Origin of the sequence: Haloarchaeobius caseinilyticus (assembly GCF_051207395.1) — an archaeon.
GTDB lineage: Archaea > Halobacteriota > Halobacteria > Halobacteriales > Natrialbaceae > Haloarchaeobius.
The window spans coordinates 1,350,331-1,369,780 of the sequence record NZ_JBPJZC010000001.1 but is presented as its reverse complement, the minus strand read 5'-3'; the positions used below and the strand labels follow the sequence as shown (position 1 = coordinate 1,369,780).

Annotated in this window: 14 protein-coding genes; 8 read left to right on the top strand and 6 right to left on the bottom strand. The window is 64.7% G+C overall.

What is annotated here, in order from left to right:
• Positions 1 to 39: 39 nt before the first annotated feature.
• Together ACSC1P_RS07215 and ACSC1P_RS07210 are read left to right on the top strand one after the other, a co-directional pair.
• Positions 40 to 1,416, top strand: a complete 1,377-nt coding sequence (locus ACSC1P_RS07215) for a DUF92 domain-containing protein (protein WP_435359461.1) — start codon at positions 40 to 42, stop codon at positions 1,414 to 1,416.
• Positions 1,413 to 1,832 (top strand): GNAT family N-acetyltransferase, encoded by a 420-nt coding sequence (locus ACSC1P_RS07210; RefSeq protein ID WP_435359460.1) that lies wholly within the window; start codon positions 1,413 to 1,415, stop codon positions 1,830 to 1,832. Before ACSC1P_RS07215 ends, ACSC1P_RS07210 begins: the two co-directional genes overlap by 4 nt.
• Positions 1,833 to 1,896: 64 nt before the next feature.
• Here the strand turns inward: ACSC1P_RS07210 and dnaG are convergent, their stop codons facing one another.
• Both dnaG and ACSC1P_RS07200 read right to left on the bottom strand, forming a co-directional pair.
• Positions 1,897 to 3,276 (bottom strand): DNA primase DnaG, encoded by a 1,380-nt coding sequence (dnaG, locus tag ACSC1P_RS07205; protein WP_435359459.1) that lies wholly within the window; start codon positions 3,274 to 3,276, stop codon positions 1,897 to 1,899.
• Between the two features lie 170 nt (positions 3,277 to 3,446).
• Positions 3,447 to 4,373: an ArsR/SmtB family transcription factor gene (locus ACSC1P_RS07200; protein WP_435359458.1), complete on the bottom strand. Its 927-nt coding sequence runs from the start codon at positions 4,371 to 4,373 to the stop codon at positions 3,447 to 3,449.
• Positions 4,374 to 4,627: 254 nt separating this feature from the next.
• Here ACSC1P_RS07200 and ACSC1P_RS07195 point away from each other — a divergent pair, with 254 nt between their 5' ends.
• Positions 4,628 to 5,284: a DUF6517 family protein gene (locus ACSC1P_RS07195; protein WP_435359457.1), complete on the top strand. Its 657-nt coding sequence runs from the start codon at positions 4,628 to 4,630 to the stop codon at positions 5,282 to 5,284.
• Between the two features lie 9 nt (positions 5,285 to 5,293).
• Here ACSC1P_RS07195 and ACSC1P_RS07190 read toward each other — a convergent pair whose 3' ends face one another.
• Both ACSC1P_RS07190 and ACSC1P_RS07185 read right to left on the bottom strand, forming a co-directional pair.
• Entirely contained in the window at positions 5,294 to 5,851 is a 558-nt protein-coding gene (locus ACSC1P_RS07190; RefSeq protein ID WP_435359456.1) for a maltose acetyltransferase domain-containing protein, read from the bottom strand.
• 47 nt (positions 5,852 to 5,898) lie between these two features.
• On the bottom strand, positions 5,899 to 7,332 hold the full coding sequence (locus ACSC1P_RS07185) for an MFS transporter (protein WP_435360263.1): 1,434 nt from the start codon (positions 7,330 to 7,332) through the stop codon (positions 5,899 to 5,901).
• Positions 7,333 to 7,764: 432 nt separating this feature from the next.
• Here ACSC1P_RS07185 and ACSC1P_RS07180 point away from each other — a divergent pair, with 432 nt between their 5' ends.
• From ACSC1P_RS07180 to ACSC1P_RS07170, 3 genes are all read left to right on the top strand, one after another.
• Positions 7,765 to 8,655 carry an HFX_2341 family transcriptional regulator gene (locus ACSC1P_RS07180; RefSeq protein ID WP_435359455.1) on the top strand — a complete coding sequence of 297 codons (891 nt, stop codon included), beginning with the start codon at positions 7,765 to 7,767 and terminating at the stop codon, positions 8,653 to 8,655.
• Positions 8,656 to 8,939: 284 nt separating this feature from the next.
• Positions 8,940 to 11,561 carry a valine--tRNA ligase gene (locus tag ACSC1P_RS07175; RefSeq protein ID WP_435359454.1) on the top strand — a complete coding sequence of 874 codons (2,622 nt, stop codon included), beginning with the start codon at positions 8,940 to 8,942 and terminating at the stop codon, positions 11,559 to 11,561.
• An 82-nt stretch (positions 11,562 to 11,643) separates the two neighbouring features.
• On the top strand, positions 11,644 to 12,528 hold the full coding sequence (locus ACSC1P_RS07170; protein ID WP_435359453.1) for a mechanosensitive ion channel family protein: 885 nt from the start codon (positions 11,644 to 11,646) through the stop codon (positions 12,526 to 12,528).
• Positions 12,529 to 12,552: 24 nt separating this feature from the next.
• Here ACSC1P_RS07170 and ACSC1P_RS07165 read toward each other — a convergent pair whose 3' ends face one another.
• Complete coding sequence (locus ACSC1P_RS07165; RefSeq protein ID WP_435359452.1) at positions 12,553 to 13,287, bottom strand: DUF1405 domain-containing protein; 735 nt, start codon at positions 13,285 to 13,287, stop codon at positions 12,553 to 12,555.
• A 93-nt stretch (positions 13,288 to 13,380) separates the two neighbouring features.
• Positions 13,381 to 15,231, bottom strand: coding sequence for an asparagine synthase-related protein (locus ACSC1P_RS07160; protein ID WP_435359451.1), 1,851 nt, complete (start codon positions 15,229 to 15,231; stop codon positions 13,381 to 13,383).
• Positions 15,232 to 15,473: 242 nt separating this feature from the next.
• Between ACSC1P_RS07160 and pdxS the strand changes: the two genes are divergently transcribed.
• Positions 15,474 to 16,382, top strand: a complete 909-nt coding sequence (pdxS, locus tag ACSC1P_RS07155) for a pyridoxal 5'-phosphate synthase lyase subunit PdxS (RefSeq protein ID WP_435359450.1) — start codon at positions 15,474 to 15,476, stop codon at positions 16,380 to 16,382.
• Positions 16,383 to 16,634: 252 nt separating this feature from the next.
• A complete protein-coding gene (locus ACSC1P_RS07150) occupies positions 16,635 to 19,433 on the top strand; it encodes a vWA domain-containing protein (protein WP_435359449.1) in 2,799 nt (932 codons plus the stop codon).
• The last annotated feature ends 17 nt before the right edge of the window (positions 19,434 to 19,450 follow it).

The window sequence follows — 19,450 nt, the reverse complement described above, 5'->3', positions numbered from 1 at the left end:
CGGAAACGGTAAGTAACCGCCGGGAATAGGGGGACTCGCGTGACTACTGCAGTCCGGAGAGCAGGGGCGTTCGCCGCGGTGGGAACGCTGGTACTCGTCGTTCCGGTCTTCGGTGCGGCCGTCGCCGCACCGCTGGCCGTGGCGATACTCGTGGGTGCCGCGTTCGTGACCAACGGCCCTGTGTTCGAGTTGTTCGCCAGACCCGGTGACCGCGAGGAGAACCGCCTGTACGGGCTCATCGGCTTCGTCCTCGCCGTCGCCGGCCTCGGTCTGTTGACCACAGCGTCCGTCCTCACCACGGGTGATGCACCTGAGCTACCACTGTCGGTGTTCGTGGGTACGGTCCTGTTGCTCGTCTACGGCAACCTCTGTTCGGCCATCGTCAAGCAGTACCGGCCGGACCCGTTCGCCGTGAGCACGGCGTTCGTCGCCGGTGGCTTCCTCGCCGGCGTCATCGGACAGGTCGTGACGGTCTGGCTGGTCGATGGGAGTCTGGCAGGCGCACCACTCCCAAAAATCGCGTTCCTCGCCGCCAGCGGCGCGTTCCTCGGGGCGTTGCTCCGAGCCGCACTGTTCGAACACGACGACTCGCTCGTCCTCTTCTCCGTCGGACTGCTCACTTGGCTGCTCACCGAACTCGCCCCGGAGGTCCATCAGCAAGACGTGGCGGCCGCAATCGCGGTCACACTCGCGCTGGGCTACATCTCCTACGCGCTCCAGACGGCCTCCGTCGAGGGCATGCTGACCGGTGTTCTCCTTTCCGTACTCACCATCGTCCTCGGCGGTATCGGCTGGTTCGCGGTCCTCATCACTTTCTTCGGCGTCGGCGCGCTCGCGACCAAGTTCAAGTACGACGAGAAGGCTGACCGCGGTGTCGCCGAAGAGAACGACGGGGCGCGCGGCACCGGGAACGTCCTCGGTAACGCCGCGGTGGCCCTGTTCGCGGTGCTCGGCTACGCCGCCGCCGACCCGGAAGTCGGCCTCGTCTCGGTCGAACAGGGTATCTTCCTCTACGCGTTCGCTGGGTCGCTGGCGACCGCACTGAGTGACACCCTGTCGAGCGAAATCGGCTGCGTGTACGACGACCCGATACTCGTGACGACGCTCGAACGAGTCGAACCCGGCACCGACGGCGCGGTGACGTGGCAGGGTGAAATCGCCGGTCTCACCGGGGCAGCGCTGGTCGCCGCGGTCGCTTTCGGCGCGTTCGAGGCGACAGGCGCCGGGTTGCCCGTGTCGGCGACTGGGGCAGCCGTCGTGCTGGCCGCGGGCGTCGCCGGGATGACCGTCGACAGCCTGCTCGGCGCGACGCTCGAAGGCAAAGTACTGGGCAATCAGGGCGTGAACTTCCTCGCCACCCTCTCCGGGGCACTGGTCGCTGCCGCGGCCATCGTCGTCACCGGAGGCCTCGCGTGATTCGACCGGCGACCAGTGCGGACCTTCCGGCGATTCGAGCACTCCAGTCCTGTCTCACCGACCCCGCGAGTGACCTCTTCGACGACCTCCCACTCGGCCTGACGTTCGTCTCGGTTCCGACCGACCGCGACGGCTCCATGCCGGTCGGGTACGTCCACGCCTTCACCGGCAACCCCGCGTACGTCTCCGAACTCGCCGTCGCGCCCGCACACCGACGCGAGGGACACGGGCGACGACTTCTCTCGCACGTCCTCACCCGACTGGAACGAGACGGCTATCCGACAGCGACGCTGACTGTCGCGACCGACAACGACGGTGCCCGCCAGTTGTACGCGTCGCTCGGTTTCGTGGTCGACGAGGAACTCCCCGGTTTCTACGATTCGGGACAGGACGCGCTTCGGCTCAGGCGAGGGTAACTGTCGAACCGAATACCTTGCGCGAAAAGCGTGCCGGAGTGTGGAGTCTAAAGTGCCGCGTGTTTCAGGCGTCGTTCCCGAGCAACTGTTCTGCCGTCCGAATACGGACACTCGTCGGGCGCTTGACAAACTCGCCGAGCGACCGGGCGACGACGTGGTCGACGCCGCGCTGCGCCGCCACGTCGAGGACGCGCTGGCTGAGTTCTCCGTCGACGACGACGGCGAACGGGACGGTCGCTGCGTCCCGAACGAGGTCGAACGCGTCCTCGGCGTCGCCGTCGTCGAGGACTTCGAACTCGGCGTCGAGTAGGCGAACCTGTCCGGTCGCGTCGCCGATTACCGCAGCGACGTGTCCACGGAGCGTCTCGGCGGGTGCAGTGTCCGAGCCTGTGGGAGTTGCGGACTCACTCGCTTCGGCCGCTTGGGCCTGGTCGGCCGTTTCTGGTGAGTCCGGGGTCGCGTCGGTCGTCGCGTCCGCCGTGTCTTCGATATCGACTGGCTCCGGCGATTCGGTTCCAGCCGTCTCGGCACTCGCTGTGGTCGTCGCCGTGACTGTTTCCGTCGGTGACTCGCTCTCGGATTCGGGTGCCGGGACGGCGCTCCCGTCGGTCGCGGCGACGGCTTCGTGGGGCACGTTCGTCTCCGAGACCACGTCGAACGGGACCTTCTCGCGCAGCGCCTCGAACACCTCGTGGTGGAGCAAGTCCTCGACGGACTTGCCGGCCGGAGCGAACGCCACGTAGTCGACAGCGGCGACTTGCGACAACTCCTTGAGGATGAGGTCGCCGCCGCGGTCGCCGTCCAAAAACGCCGTCACGGTCTTCTCCTGCGTGAGGTCCGCGACCGCCTCCGGGACGTTCGTCCCTTCGACGGCGATGGCGTTCTTGATACCGTACTTGAGCAACTGGAGCACGTCTGCCCGGCCTTCGACGATGACGATTGCGTCGGACTCGGTGACGTGTGGTCCTGCTGGGAAGCCTTCGTACTCCGTGATGTCCTCGACGCGGACGTGTTCGCGTACTTCGCGTAGAATCTCCTCCGAGGACATCACCGTGTCGTCGAAGGAGGTCGCGAGTAGCTCTTTGGCACGGTCGACGACCTCCCGACGCTTCGCTGCGCGAACGTCCTCGATGCTCTTCGTGTCCAGTCGTGCGGTACACGGCCCGACTCGTGTTATCGATTCGAGTGCGGCCGCGAGGGTGGCGGTCGCGACTTTGTCGAGGCTGGTCGCGATGGTGACTTCACCGAAGGACCGACCGGCCTCTGACTGTATCTCGACGTCGATTCGACCGACTTTCGAGGACTGTTGGAGGTCTCGCAAGTCGAGTTCGTCGCCGAGCAATCCCTCTGTCTGGCCGAAGATGGCACCGACGACGTCACTGCGTTCTACCACCCCGTCGGCCGCTATCTCCGCGTGAATCAGGTATTTGGATGTATCGTCCATTGATGATCTGCCCCGTCGCGGGGGCGAATGCTGATGAAGCCATGAATGTGTTCATGGACCGCACTACTACGTAGGGCTTCGTCGCGGATACTTGTTGTTATCGGCATAGGCAGCGCCTCGGGGCGGGAGAAACCGTGAACGGCGGGGAAGCGCGCGTCGTCTCGTGGTCCTCAGCGGGAGGCACTACTGAAGTACCAGAACCCCGTGACGACGAGCAGCACGCAGAGCCCGCCCGCGAAGAAGAGCGCGCCCGGCGGAATGGTCGAGAGGACGGCGTCGGTCCCAGAACTGGCGGCATCCGCTGCCTGTTGCGTGGTCTGGACGCCACCGTCGGCGATAGCTTTTCCGGCCTCGGTAACGGTCTGGTGGGTCGTGTCCTGTGCCCCGGTCGGTGCTTCTGTGGCTGCCTGCGTGGCTTCTGCCCCACTCTGCGTGGCCTGTGTTTGCGTGGCCTGTGCAGCAGAGGTCGACGTTCCGTCCACGTTATTGACGGAGGGACCGCCGCCGCCGCCACCACCGGTGCTCGCGTCGCTCACCGTGGAAGTCGAGGCGGTCGCGGCTTCGTCCGCGCTCCCGCCGCCCATGGAGGAGTTGGTGTCGCCGCCTCCGGCACCGCCGGAATCGCCGCCGCTCCCGATGTTCGTCGGCCCGCCGAGCAGTCGCGGGAGGGCGTACTGGACGAAGAGGCTCCCAGCGGCGAGTGCGCCGACACCACCGAGGAACCGGGCGAGGGCACCGCGGAGTCGTGACGCACGTTGCTCGTCGCCGGAGACGATGAGCGGGCCGGAAGTTGGCGCGTACACGTTCATCTCGTTGCCGCGCGAGGAGTACCACACGTCGACCACGTCGATGAGTCCGGCGTCTTCGAGCTTCTCGAGGTGGTACCGGACGTTCTGGATGGACGAGTCTATCGCCTCGGCGACGTCTGAGGGTGTGCGTGGCTCCTCGTTCAGACAGGTGTAGATTCGGCGAGCAGTGTCGGACGAGAGGGCACTGAACACCTTGTCGGCGTCGTCGCCTTCTAAGTCCACGACCCGTGGTGCCTGCTCGCCGGGTGTGGGCGTGTCGTCCGCGCGGAACGGGAGGAGCCGTGACATCGTACTCCACTGTATTTCCCCCGTAAGTAAACGGGTTTCGCAAGCTGAAACGCTGTTTTAACCTACCCTACCACGACGCAGTCTTGTGATTCGTAAATATTGGACCGAAACACTCGGTGCTCGGTAGGCAACTGTGATACGGTAGCTAAAACGCTCGTTGTCGTTCGTCGAAGAGGGTGAAAATCTCGTCTCAGTCAGTGACGAGTCCGCCGCGACCGGCACGCCGAAGACCATCGACCGACTACCAGCGAGCGATGCACGCACCCCGCGTCCCAGACGACCTGCTCGCGGACTTCGGTTGGACCCTCGCGCAGACCGAGAGCGAGGACGCACTGAAATTGCCCTTTTTCTCCATTACTGCACACAACGCCATCTACGAGGACACGGCGAGCGTCGACGCCTACGACGCCATCGCCGACCCACGGGTGACAATCGCTGGTCGAGCCTTCTTTACGACCGACCTGCAGTTTCGCCCGCCGTTGTCGAAGTTCGGCGTCGACCCAGCCTCGGTGTTCAACATCGCGGTCTCGCACGCGAAGAAGGAGTTCAGAAAGAGCATCGAAGCCGACGGACTGACCGACGTGCGACAGGTCGACGCCCGCGACTTCGACCGGCCGGGCCACGGCCCTGCCCGGATATTCGGCTACGAAGTCGACTTTCCCCTGCACGACGACGTCATCGAACAGGACGTGGTCGACGGCCAGTTCGTCCTGGAGTCGGAGTTGTGGGCGTGTCTGTGGCCGACCGAAGGCGCGTACGCGATGGCGGGCGGCATGTGGCCGGTCGAAGAGGTCGACGAGGCGATTCAGCGGCAAGCGTCGGGTGCACGACTGGCGACTGACGCGCGGGTCGACCCCACTCCCGAGAGAGACAAAGAGCGCGTGTTCGAGGCGATGCGGCGAGTGGAGTAATCGGTCGAGTCAGTCCAGTTCTTTGATGACCGCAGTAGGATTCCCGCCAACCACGACAGCCGGTGGCACGTCGTCGGTGACGACAGCACCCGCGGCGACGACCGCACCGTCACCGATGGTCACACCGGGGTTGACGACGGCTTGCCCGCCGATCCACACGTCGTCGCCGACGGTGACTGGCTTTCCGTACTCTTCGCCGCTGGCTCGTTCGTCGGCCTCCAGTGGATGTGTCGCGGTGTAGACGTGGACACCGGGGCCGAGCATGCAGTCGTCGCCGAAGTCGATGGCACAGACGTCCAGAAAGACGCAGTCGAAGTTGGCGAAGAACCTGTCGCCCACGCTGATGTTGTAGCCGTAGTCACACCGAAACGGTGGTTTCACCGTCACGTCGTCGCCGACAGCGCCGAACAGGTCCGCGAGGATGACGTTGCGCTCGGCCGTCTCGCTCACGTCGGTCCGATTGAAGCGCTGGCACTCTTCTCGTGCGTGGTGGTGTTCCTCAGAGAGAATCGGGTCCGACGGGTCGTACAGGTCGCCACGGAGCATCTTCTCCTTCTCGGTCGGCATGGAGTAACTGGCGCGGAGCGACGGGATAAATCCTCGTCAGCGCGGGGTCAGAACAGCGGTTCGCCCATCGTCTCCGCACCCAGTGCGAGGACGACGAGACCGCCGAGGACGAACGCGACGGCCAACGGGAGCAGTGCGACGAGGTAGCCTGTCTCGACGAGCAGGCCGGCGAGGATGGGGCCGACCACTGCGGCGACCTTGCCCACGCCGCCGGCGAAGCCGTTGCCGGTCGCTCTGGCCTCGGTCGGGAACAGTTCGGGTGTGTAGGCGTAGATGGCTCCCCACGCGCCGAGCGTGAAGAAACTCGCGGCGAGCAGGCCGCCGAGGAACGGCCAGAAGCCCGAGAGGCCGAGGCCGAAGAAGTCGACTCCGGGCATCGACGCGGCGAAGACGAAGGTGAACACGCCCGAGGCGACGAGGTACGAACCGAGGGTCGGCTTTCTTCCGATTCGCTCGACGAGGTAGGCCGCGCTCAGGTAGCCCGGAATCTGCACGAGTGCGATGAGGACGAAGTAGACGTAGATGCCTTCGAGGGTCGCGCCGCCGATGCTGACGCTCTCGACGACGCCCGCCGCACCGACGGTCTGTGGCAGCCAGATGAACACGCCGTAGTAGCCGAAGTTGATGGCGAACCACGCCGTCGAAATCATGACGGTCTGGCGGCGCAGGTCCGGTTCGAAGAGTCTGGAGAACGAGGCTGCAGGACGAGTCTCGACCTGTGCCGCCTCGATGGGTGTGTACTCGGCGTCGTTTTCTTCTGCAATCTCGCGGATGCGGTCGTTCGCACCCTTGATGTCACCGCTTCGCGCGAGGAAGTACGGCGTCTCGCGCAGTTGCGACCGGATGACGAACACGAGCAGGGCCGGGAACGCGGAGGCGACAAAGAGCAGTCGCCAGCCGGCGACCTCGCCAAGTGCAGGAACCGCGACGGTTCCGCCCGAGGGCAGTACCGAGAGGAAGACCCACGCGAGCAGCACCGCGAGGAGGTTTCCGATGGGCCAGAAGGCGTCGAGGTAGACCAGATAGCGACCGCGCTTGTCGGTTGGCAGGTGTTCGGAGAGGTACGAGGTGTCGACGGCGAGTGCCCCGCCGAGGCCGACACCGGTCAGAAAGCGCAGGAGGAACCCGGATGCGAACCCGGTTGCGAGGGCGGTCAGTCCGGCGAACACGGAGTACATCAACACGGTCCACTGGAAGGCGTCGATGCGCCCGTGCTGGTCGGCGTACCAGCCCCAGCCCCAGTTGCCCAGAATCATGCCCATGAGGCTCGCAGCACCGAGTAGCCCCGCAGACAGGCCAGAGAGTCCCCACGCCTCGACGAGCACTGGAAGCGTGAAACTGATGACGATGACCTCCATCCCGTCGAAGGCCCACGCACTGCCGCAAATGGCGAGCAAGCGGCGGTGGAACCGTCCGACTGGGATTCGGTCGAGGACCTGGGAGACGGAGACGGTGTCCTCGGTCGCAGATTTCTGGGTCACGTTACTCAATGGCGTGTCCTCGAAACCGCATAAATCGGATGGGTTTTCCGTCGTTTAGCCGGTTCTCCCGTCGACGACGCCGGCGTGGTCGTCGTCGCTCGGAGCAGCAACCGGTCTGGCGCGCGCTGGTGAGCGTGTCTCGCTTTGCGAGACCGCGAGACGTAGCCGCGCGAGGGATGAGTGATACGAACGGAGCGAGGCGACTGCGTCGCCTCGTTGCGAACGGGGAGTGAAACGACCCGTGAGCAGAGTGAGTGGAGCGAATCGGTTGGGGAGGGTGTGGCTGCGGTCATGTGCACCAGCAGTAGTAGTCTGCTTCTCGAATCGAGGAGTCACGTCGACGGTCACAGTGACACGAGACGCGAATTCTGCGACCCAGCACACCGATAGCGAGTAATCAGATTGAAGCGCCCCACCAGCCAACCCACCCCCATGCAGACACACATCGTCCCGGTCGGGTTCGACTACGACCGGCTCATCGCGCCACTGGTCCGGGACCAGTTCGACGTGGACCGGGTCATCCTCCTCGAAGGGGCGGTGGGAAGCGAGGCCAACGTCGAGTACTCGAAGAACCTCTCGCGAAAGCTCGAAAAGGACTTCCAGAACCTGCTCGGGGCCGAAACGGAGCGCTTCGTCATCCCGGACGTGTACAACTACGACGAGGCGTTCGAGCAGGCGTACGACCTCATCAACGACGAGTTGGACCGCGGGAACGAGGTGTGGGTGAACGTCGCCGCGATGCCCCGGACGGTCTCGTTCGCGTACGCGACGGCGGCGCACTCGCTGATGGTCGAGCGCCAGGAAGACCGCGAGAAGATTCACACCTACTACACGGCCCCGGAGAAGTATCTGGAGACGGAACTCGCCGAGGAACTGCGGAAGCAACAGGACCTGCTTCGCGACCTGCAGGAGTCTGGTGTCGAAGACGACCGCGTGACCGAGCGACTCGACACCGCGACCGACCTGCTCTCGGAGTTCGACGAGCGTGGGACGACCATCGGGGCGAAGGAAGTCGGCGGCAGCCACATCGTCGAGTTGCCGGTCGCCTCGTTCTCGAACGTCAAACCGTTCGAGGAGGTCATCCTGTACAAACTCGGCGACGCGGGTGAGTTCGACTCGGTGTCGGAACTCGCAGAAGCGTTGGCGAAGGAGTTGAACGAGGAGTACACCGACTCGTTCCGCTCGAAGGTCATCTACAACGTCGACCGACTCGGCCCGGGTGGGAAGGGCTACATCGAGCAGGAGGACGCCGGGAAGTCCTACCGAACGCGACTGTCGCGCATCGGCGAGTTGTGGGTTCGAGCACACTCCGGCGAGGAGTAGTCGCCGACGCGACTCTGCTTGCGCCCGCTACTGGAACAACAAATCGTTCGAGCGAGCGAACGAGACACACGCCACCGCTGGCTTTTTACCTTCCCACCGACCACTCGACTGTATGGAGCATCCTGCTGTCGCCGTAGTACGTCTGTAAGGCCAGCCAGCGGTGCCCGACGTTTCTCTCGCGTCGACCGTCTCGCGTAGCGACGGCGTCGCGTCGTGAGACTGCATCGATTGTATTAAACGGCGATTGGACCACTGAACGCACAACGTACGGTATCTAGATTCACATGCCAGAGGGAGACTACGACCCGGAGACGACAGAGGAGAAGTGGCAGAATAGATGGGTGGACGAGGAGACGTACGCCTACGCACCCGAAGACGAGGAGGTCGACCCGAACACGGTGTTCGCTATCGACACGCCGCCGCCGACGGTGTCGGGCAGCCTGCACATGGGTCACCTGTACGGCCACACGCTGCAGGACTTCGCGGCGCGTTTCAAGCGGATGCACGACGGCGACGTGATGTTCCCGTTCGGCTACGACGACAACGGCATCGCGTCGGAGCGCCTCACCGAGGCAGACCTCGGGATTCGCCATCAGGACTTCGAGCGACGCGAGTTCCAAGAGAAGTGCCGCGAGGTCTGTGCCCAGTACGAGGCGGAGTTCACGGACAAGATGCAGAACCTCGGAATGAGCATCGACTGGAACCGGACGTACAAGACCATCAGTCCGGAGGTCCAGCGCGTCTCGCAGCTCTCGTTCTGTGACCTGTACGACCAGGGTCGCGAGTACCGCAAGAAGGCCCCGGCCATCTGGTGTCCCGAGTGTGAGACCGCGATTTCGCAGGTCGAACAGGAGGACGCAGAGCGTCACACGCACTTCAACGACGTTCGCTTCGACCTCGCGGAGCCCACGGAATCGGGCCGCGACTCGTTCGTCATCGGCACCACGCGCCCGGAACTGCTCCCGGCGTGTGTCAGCGTCTTCGTCCACCCGGACGACGAGCAGAATCAGGAACTCGTCGGCGAGACCGCCACAGTGCCCATCTTCGGCCACGAAGTCCCCATCATCGAGGACGACCGCGTCGACCTGGAAAAGGGCACGGGCGTCGTCATGTGCTGTACCTTCGGCGACCAGAAGGACATCGAGTGGTACCAGGCACACGACCTCCCACTGCGCGTGGCTATCGACGAGTCCGCGACGATGACCGACCTCGCGGGCGAGTACGAGGGCATGACCACGCACGAGGCACGCGAGGAAATCGTCGAAGACCTCGACGACCTCGGCCATCTCGAAGGTCGCGAAGAACTCACGCACACGGTGCAGGTCCACGAGCGATGTGAGACCGACGTCGAGTTCCGCGTCTCGAAGCAGTGGTACATCGAGATTCTCGACCACAAACAGGAGTACCTCGACGCCGGGGCCGAGATGGAGTGGTACCCCGAGAAGATGTGGACGCGCTACCAGCACTGGATAGAGGGCTTAGAGTGGGACTGGCTCATCTCGCGCCAGCGCGACTCCGGAATCCCGTTCCCGGTCTGGTACTGTGGCGACTGCGGCCACGAGGTCCTCGCCGAGCGCGAGTCCCTGCCCGTCGACCCGCTCTCGGACGACCCGCCGGTCGACTCGTGTCCCGAGTGTGGCCACGACGAGTTCGAACCCGAAGACGACGTGCTCGACACGTGGGCGACCTCCAGCCTGACGCCGCTCGTCAACTCGGGGTGGGACTGGGATAGTTCGAAAGGAGAGTTCACCTTCGAGAACCCCGAACTCTACCCGGCCGACCTGCGACCGCAGGGCCACGACATCATCTCGTTCTGGCTCTTCCACACGGTCGTCAAGTGCTACGAGCACACCGGCGAAGTCCCGTTCGACTCGGTCATGATCAACGGCCACGTGCTGGACGAGAACCGCGAGAAGATGTCGAAGTCGCGTGGAAACGTCGTCGACCCCGCTCGGGTCGTCGCCGACTTCCCCATCGACGCGATTCGCTACTGGGCCGCGAGCACCGCCGTCGGCGACGACTTCCCGTTCAAGGAGAAGGACATCGTCGCGGGCGAGAAGCTGCTCCGCAAGCTCTGGAACGCGTCGAAGCTCATCGAACACCTCGCGCCGGAACCAGTAGACGAGCCTGACGAGTTGGACGACCTCGACGAGTGGCTGCTGGCGGAACTCGACGCGACCATCGAGACGCTGACCGACCACTTCGTCGCCTACGAGTTCTCGAAGGCTCGCGACCACCTGCGCGGGTTCTTCTGGAACACGTTCTGTGACGACTACCTCGAAATCGCCAAACAGCGACTCGACGAGGAGGACAGCCAGTCCACGAAGTACGCGCTTCGCACGGCCCACGAGACGTTCCTGCACCTGTTCGCGCCGCTGATGCCCCACATCACGGAGGAACTGTGGCAGGACATGCACGCCGAGGACGAGGAGAGCCTGCACCTGCAGAGTTGGCCCGAACCGGCGGGCTACGAAGCGAACCTCGACGCCGGGGAGAACGCCATGGCCGTCATCGGCGCGCTCCGCCGGTACAAGTCCGAACACCAGTTGCCCCTGAACGCGGAACTCGACCGCGTGCAGGTGTACGGTGACATCGGCGGCTTCGCCGAGGCCATCGCGGGCGTCATGCACGTCGGCGAGATGGAATTCCTCGACGAACCACCCGAAATCACGACCGAAATCGCCGACATCAGTCTGGAGTACTCGGTCCTCGGGCCGAAGTACGGCGGCAAGGTCGGCGAGTTCGACCAGGCCATCGCACAGGGCGAGTACGAACTCGCGGGCGACGAACTCCACGTCGCGGGCGAGGAACTGGCCGCCGACGAGTTCGAAGTCCGTGAGGAGCGGACCTACTCCGGCGAAGGCGAGATGCTGGAGACGGACGACACGCTCGTCATCGTCTCCTGAGGCGCGTCGTCTCGTCCCTCGGCAGCGTGAGGTGACACCTCCTCTCGACGTTTCTTTTCTCGCTACAGCACCTAGCAGGCGCATGCGTTCGTTCGTTCCGGCGCAGACGGTCCCCGGTGTCCCCGTCGAGTATCAGACGGTCCTGTTTACACTCGGTCGGTTCGCACTCGGATTTCTAGCCGTCTATCTGGTCGGCAAGTACCTCGTCCTCCCGTCTGTCGTCCGAATCGTCCGCGCCCGAAACCGGAACAATCCGACGGTACAGGAGGCGGTCTCCCGGTACGTCTGGGTGCTCGTACTCTCTGTCGCGGCGGCGACTGCACTGGCGGTGGCGGGATACGGCGCGTGGTTGACCAACTCCGCTATCGTGCTGGCGGCGGTCACGCTCGCGCTCGGTGTCGCGGGTCAGCAGGTCGTCGGTGCCGTCATCAGCGGCCTGTTCCTCGTCGCGGACCCGTACTTCAACGTCGGTGATTGGATATCGTGGAACGGCCGCGAGGGCGTCGTCGAGTCGATAACGCTCCGGACGACTCGGGTTCGGACGCTCCAGAACGAAGTCATCACGGTGCCGAACACCGAATTGACCGCGAATTCGGTGGCCCGCCCGCCGTACGGTCGTGGGCGCTTTCGCATCACCGAACACGTCGGCATCAGCTACGACGACGACGTGGACGCCGCACTGCGCCTGCTTCGTGAGGCGGCGAGCGCGGACCCAAGTGTTCTCAGAGACCCTGCACCGGCGGCCTACGTCGTCGCGTTCGGTGGCGACGCCGTCGAACTGATGGTACAGTACTGGCTCCCCGCGGACACCCGCCGGAACCTGCTCTCGATTCGGTCGAACTTCGCGCGGCGACTGAAACGCGAGTTCGAGCGCGGTGAGATCACTCTCAGCCCGGCGACGAAGCGCGAACTGCTCGGGCAGGTGATCGTCGACCAACTAGCGGAAGTCCCAGAATTTGGGCGGTGACGAGCGTCGATGTTGCCCGGCGACTCACGACCGCTGGTCCAGTCGTAGCTCCAACTTCTTCACCCGCGTCGACAGCGAGAGGAACGTCGCCAGCAGTGTGAGCGCGAGTGCGCCCGCGGCGGCGACGCGGTGCGGTCCCGGCGTGTGGATGACGCCGGTCGACGTAATCTGTTCGGCCGGGATGAGCGTGTGGTGGGGTGTCCCGACGATGGGGACGAAGTAGTCCACGAGGTCGTTGAACCCGTACCAGAGCAGCGCGACGGCCACGGCTTTCACCGGAAAGTCGGTGATGCGGTGCAGGACGAAGCCCTGCAGCACCATGGCGAGGTGGCTCCAGAACAGGAAGTTGTACATCGCCCAGTGGACGTACGAGAAGTCGGCTTTGAACGCGAGCAGGACGAACGGGGTCCACGCACCGAGTTTGAAGCAACCGAAGAAGGCGAGTGCCGAGAGGTAGTCGTTCCGGCGCCCCATCGCCCACGCACCGAAGGCAAGCGCGATGAACAGCGTCGCAACGGGGCTGTCGGGGACGAACGGCCACATCACGAGGGGTTCGATGGCGAACTGTCCCTCGATTACGAAGCCCGAAAGTGTCGGGGTCAGCCCGTAGTAGTAGAAGCCGAAGGCCGTCCCGACGAGGTTCGTCAGGACGACGAGCCACACCAGTCGTAGGCCGAGGTCCTCGATGGCCTCCGGGACGGGTGCGACGTACCACGGCAGCGACTCGCGCTCGGGCAACGGGTCAGTGAACCCTCGCATCGAATACGAGAATGGACGGGGGTTTCAAAGCCATGACGGTTCACGGTGGGGAAGCGTGCCCGGCCGCCGCCGACTGCACCTGCTGGTCCTGTCTCAGTCCGCTCTCGCCCGGTCGGCGACGCTCGGCCGGTCGGTCGTCGCGAGTCGGCGGGTCACCGGCATTTCGAGGAAACTGACGAGTGCGTACAGCGAGCCGAACTCGTTTGCACCGGCTTCTTGCGCCCGTAACTGCTGCTGGACGCCGTCCCAGTCGAGGAACGGGAGCGTCTCGAACAGGTCGCGGTTGCGGTCGACGCAGTCGTGGACGAACTCGCGCTCGCGGACGAGGTCGTCGTGGGCGGTCCAGGGGCCGTGCGTGCCGTGTGCCACCGGCGGGGCACTGGCGCGTTTTCGCTTCAGTGCGGTCAGGTACTTGCCCGCATACTGCGCCGGGTACGACCGTGAGAGTGGCTGGCCAGTCGCGCCGTGGGGAATCTCGGCGAGGGCGGGGGACAGGCGCTCGACCGCGGCGTTGACTAGCCCACCGTGACGAAGGAGCGAGCGTGGAATCGTCAGGAACAGGTCGACCAGTCGGGTGTCGAGGAACGGCGTCGTCGCCGGGATGCTCTGGGCCGTCCCGAAGTAGAAGAACTGTGAGGTCCCGTTCGTGAGCGGACTGCGACTCGCCAACAGTGCCTCACGGATGGAGTCGTACTCGACGCCGTGGTCGACGACTCGACCGTCGACCGCGTGCATATTCTCGGCCAGAATTTGCCGTGGCGACCGCCCGGCGAGGAACGGCGGGGCGTCGCTCGCGCGATGGTCGACGTACTCGTCGACCGTCTCGATAGAGCCGGTGGGGACCGACATCTCGCCGAGTGGGCCGAGCGAGACCGTCTTCGAGGGGAGATGGTTCCCCTTGAACAGCATATCGCCGTAGTGGCCGGTGAGCAGGTGGTCGACCCGACCACGGATTTCGTCTTCGAACCCGGCGGCGTGGGCCTGATTGAAGTAGCCGACGAAGTTCATCATCGCAGGGTTTCGTTCGAGGGCGCGGGCCTGATAGTCGGGGTCGCGTCGACAGAAGACGAACTCGTCGTCGGTCGTGGCGGCTGATTCGCGCGCGATGTCGTACTCGGCGTTCTCCCACTCGTTCAGGTGGAACATCGTCGCGTCGCGGCCGAGCGAGTCCAGTGCCGCGAGGACGAGTCGGGAGTCGCTGCCGCCGCTGAGGAGGACACCGGTCCGGCCGCGGTCGCTGGTCCGCTCTGCGACGGCTCGCTCGAACCGGTCGGCTAATTCCCGCACGAAGTACGACTTCGGCCGGTCGACCGGTCGATGGACCGGCCGCCAGTACCGCTGGTGGGCGAGTGCGCCGTCGCCGCCGGGGTCGACGACGCTCACGGCTGCGGGCTGCGTCTGCGTGACGCCTGACAGTGGTGTATGGACACCGTACGCGCGCTTGCACGCGAGGTATTCCGTCACGAAGTCGGGGTCGAAGCCGGTCGTCACGGCGGGATGACGGTCCAGCGACTGGATGTGCGTCGAGAAGACGACGCCGCCGTCGATTCGGGTGTAGTAGAACGGTCGCGTGCCGAGGCGGTCCGTGACGAGTTCGACCCGGTCACCGCCGCGGACGACGGCGGCGAACAGGCCGTTCACGTCGGCGAACGCCCGGCGGCCCCGTCGGTCGTACAGTTCGGCGATGAAGTCGGCGGGGGGTCGGTCACACGAAACGTACCCGGTTGGGCCGTCGTACCCGTACACTTCCCCCCAGCACCAGACCGTCACGTCGCCAGTGCTCGCCGGTTGTGGGTCGGTACTCGCTGGATGCGTGGCGACGACGACGCCGAGACCGTCCTCGCGTGTCGCCTGTATGCGCTCGTCGCCGGTCCACTGGAGGTCACTCGCTAGCGCGTCGACGGCATCGGAGCCCTCACCGACGACGCCACAGATACCAGCCATACGTTGGTCTATTGAGTGATACCCATACAGTTATCAGCAGAATAAGTAGATAAAATAACCCGTTACCCCGCTGGTAATCGCTGGGACGGGCTGAAACGGTCGTCGCGGTGGTGTCTCGCTACGCGGACGCGGGAGTTCTCCGTTCGCTGATGTCCGCCCGACTGGAACCGTGCGACGACGCTGCGACTGGTCGACCGACGACGACCGACCTCATTAAGTGGAGGTGGGCCTAAGTCGGCGGTATGACCGACGAGACTGACCTCGAAGAACTCAAGCGTGGGACCGAACTCGTCAAGCGCGGGTTCGCTCGGATGCAGAAAGGCGGCGTCATCATGGACGTCGTGAACGCGGAGCAGGCGAAAATCGCAGAAGAGTGCGGTGCAGTCGCCGTGATGGCGCTCGAAGCCGTTCCGGCCGACATCCGAAAGCGCGGCGGCGTCGCCCGAATGGCCGACCCCGCAGACGTAAAGGAGATCATCGACTCCGTCTCCATCCCGGTGATGGGCAAGTCCCGAATCGGCCACCACAAGGAGGCCCAGATTCTGGAGGCCATCGGCGTCGACATGATCGACGAGTCCGAAGTCCTCACACCCGCGGACGACGCCTACCACATCGACAAGCGCGACTTCACGTCGCCGTTCGTCTGTGGCGCGCGTAACCTCGGTGAGGCGCTTCGCCGCATCGACGAGGGCGCAGCGATGATCCGGACCAAGGGCGAAGCCGGCACCGGCGACGTGAACCAGGCAGTCCACCACCAGCGCACCATCAAGGGTGCGATTCGCAAACTCGAAGGCATGAACTGGGAAGAGCGCGAGAAGTGGGCCCGCGAGCACGAGGCACCCGCCGAACTCGTCCACGAGACGGCCGAGATGGGCCGCCTCCCCGTCGTCAACTTCGCGGCCGGCGGCATCGCGACGCCCGCCGACGCCGCGCTCATGATGCACCACGAGTGCGACGGCATCTTCGTCGGTTCCGGTATCTTCGGCGCAGAGGACCCCGAAGCGATGGGCAACGCCATCGTACAGGCGGTCAACAACTGGGACGACCCCGAAGAACTCGCAGCGATCTCCTCCAACATCGGCAAGGGCATGAAGGGCGACGCGAACGTCGACCTGCCCGAAGAGGAGAAGATGCAGGGTCGCGGCGTCTGAGTCGGTCCCGACGTTCACTCACGGTTTTCTGCGACACACTGCCCGCTAGCCGACGCCATAGACTTCGAGTGCCCGCGACTCCCCACTCCAGCCGTGGGTTTCGACCTACCGGGCTCGGTTCTATTCTAGGCTCTTCACGCTGGAGCCAGAAGTAGGTGGGAACTAGATTTAGACATCGTTCCTATATTTTTTCACTGCTGGTGAATAGATTTAATATCTCGTCTGCTGTTGTATGAACGAAAGGGTTGCGCCATGTGGTCGCCACACACACATCGAGACGCCACCAATCGCGGTGTCTCAGAGATTACGGGGGTCGTCATACTGGTCGGCATCGTCGTCGCTGGCGCGGCGATGCTGTTCGTCAGCGGGACAGCGGTCAGTAACGGCGTCCAGGACAGCACCGAAGTACAGTCTGCGGAGATGGTGATGGAAGACGTCGACGCACGTCTCGGTTCACTCGCGCTTGGTTCCTCAGCCGCAGGAGACGAACTACAGCTCGGCTCGATGTCGCCGCCGGATACGGAAATCGTGCAGACGGGGTCCATCGCCCTCCGGGTGAACGACTTGCCAGCGTGTGAAGCAACGCTGCCGCTCTCGGCGCTCGAATATCGTCACGAGCGTGGGACGACCATCGCGTACGAAGGCGGTGCAATCTGGCGCTCGTCGGCGAGTGGGACGGTCGAACTCGACGCGCCCGACCTGCGCTACCGCGACGGGACACTCCACCTCTCCGTCGTCCACCTCGCTGGTGCCGTCGACGACGAGACGCTCGCCGTCCGTAAGAACACGACGCAGTCGCGGCAGATGACTGCCCGCGTGAAGGAGAACCTCTTCGCCGGGTCGTGCGGTCAGGCGCAGAACGTCGACAACATCACCATCACGGTCGAGAGCGACTACCACGAGGCGTGGCGGACGCACCTCGAAGCGGAGTTCGAGGGTGCGACGGTCACGACGCCGGCTCCGGACACGGTCCGCGTCGTGGTCTCGAAGTCGATGCTCCCCGACCGCCTCGACCACGGGTCGAACGAGGTCGTCGACTTCACCAATCCCGACACGACGGACGGAGACGTGGCGACCGTCCCGAGCGACGACGACCGGCTTTCGGTCGACAAGGGTGCCGGCAACGAGTACGACGTGAGTGTCGAACTGCTCGGGACGGCCAACGCCTACACCGAGACCGCGACCACGCGGACGAACGGGCCCGGCGACCCACTCGTCGGCTGGAACAACTCCACGCTCGCGTTGCCGGGAACTGGTTCGGTCTCCGTGCCGTACGAAGTCCCCGTCTACGAGACGGTCTGGAACAACACGACCAGACGCGAACACACGGACGCGGTCCCGCCGCTCGAAGTCGTCTTCGTCGTCGACGAATCCGGTTCGATGCGTGGCTCTAAACTCTCGCACGCGAAGAGTGCGACGCGCCACTTCCTCGACACCGTCCGGCGGAACCAGTCGCACGAGGTCGGTGTCGTCGGCTACTCGACGCGGTACCTCTGGGACTCGACGCCGCAGGAACGCTGGTGCTACCAGCAGGGTAACCCGTACGAGTGTCCGATATTCACCCAGCGCTATCAGGACCTGACGACTAACTTCGACGGTGCGAAGGCACAGGTTCAGCGGCTCCGGGCCGACGGCGGCACACCCGTCGGTGACGGCCTCGCAGACGCCATCAACATGCTCGAATCGCAGGGCGACGGCGCGGACAATCAGGTCATCGTCCTGCTCTCAGACGGGCAGAACACACAGCAGACGACCGACCCGCGCTACGCCGCGACGCTCGCCGCCCAGCAGAACATCACCATCCACTCGGTCGGCGTCGGCTCAGGGGTCGACGCGAGTCTGCTCTCGGACGTGGCGACGACCGCGGGCGGGAACTACTACGACGTCGACCGGTCGACCGAACTCGACGGCTTGTTCGAGCAAATCGCCCGGAACGAGACGACGGAGATAATCCACGTCAACCGCAGCGAGCAGGTGTACCGCGGAACCGTGGTCCGCTATCACGAGTGGGACGAGACCGACGCGGCGAACGCCGAGCAGTTGGTCCAAGACGTCGAATTCACCGCGTCGGTCGAACGGACGCTCACCGCCGACGAGGCCGCGAATCTCTCCGTCGGTGACACCGTCTCGGTGACCGGCACGAACACGACGACCGTTTCGGGCACGGAGCGAGTGTCGGTCGACTTCACTCGCACGACGTTCGACGAGGCGACGATGCAGAACGTGACCGAGACCGTCTCGGTGCCGATGACGCTCTCGTTCAGCGAGACGCGCACGGTTCCCGTCGACGATTCGGTAGTCCTACAGTCGCGCCACTTGACCCCGACGACGACCACGAGCGGTCGGTATCTCGTCCACCGACCGACGACGCTCACGGCGGACGTCGGTGGGACCACGAAATCGCTCTGGAGCGGCCAGAACCTGAACAACTGGACTGCAGGCCAGACGTACCCCGCGGTCGGATTCACGGTCGACGACGGCCAGACGACGACTCTTTCGCCACAGTTCCGCGACTGTCTGGCGAACACGACGACCGGGGGGTCGACGACCATCGGCGGCGAGACGTACGAAGACGCCGCCTGCACCCAACTCGGCGGGCTGAACCTCACGGACGACGAGTCGACGGTGCGCTTCTACGCCAACGACACGGTCATCGCGGACACGAGCAGCCTCGCGTGGCAGGACTCGCTCTCGTCGATGCTGACGACCCGAAGCGGCGACCAGTACTACCGCATGGATGGCGGCACGATGCGGACCGCCAATCTCTGTGCGAACGAGGTCATCGCCGTCGTCTCTGCGGAAGACCGTGGCGGCGTCACGGACGCGAACAACCTCGTGTTGAAGCTCTCGGTGGGGTCGTGTACCGAACAGCCAGACTCCGTACTGACCGTCGACGTGAGTCAGGTCGTGACCGAGAACGACAGCCGACTCGTCACACCCTCGGTCGTCTCGTCGCCGACGGTCGAGGCTGTCGGCGACTCGGCGCGGCTGGTCTCTTCGGGCCCAGCAGGCACAGTCGGTCCCGTCGCGCCGCGTGCCCGACTCGCCTGAAAGGACAACCGGTATCA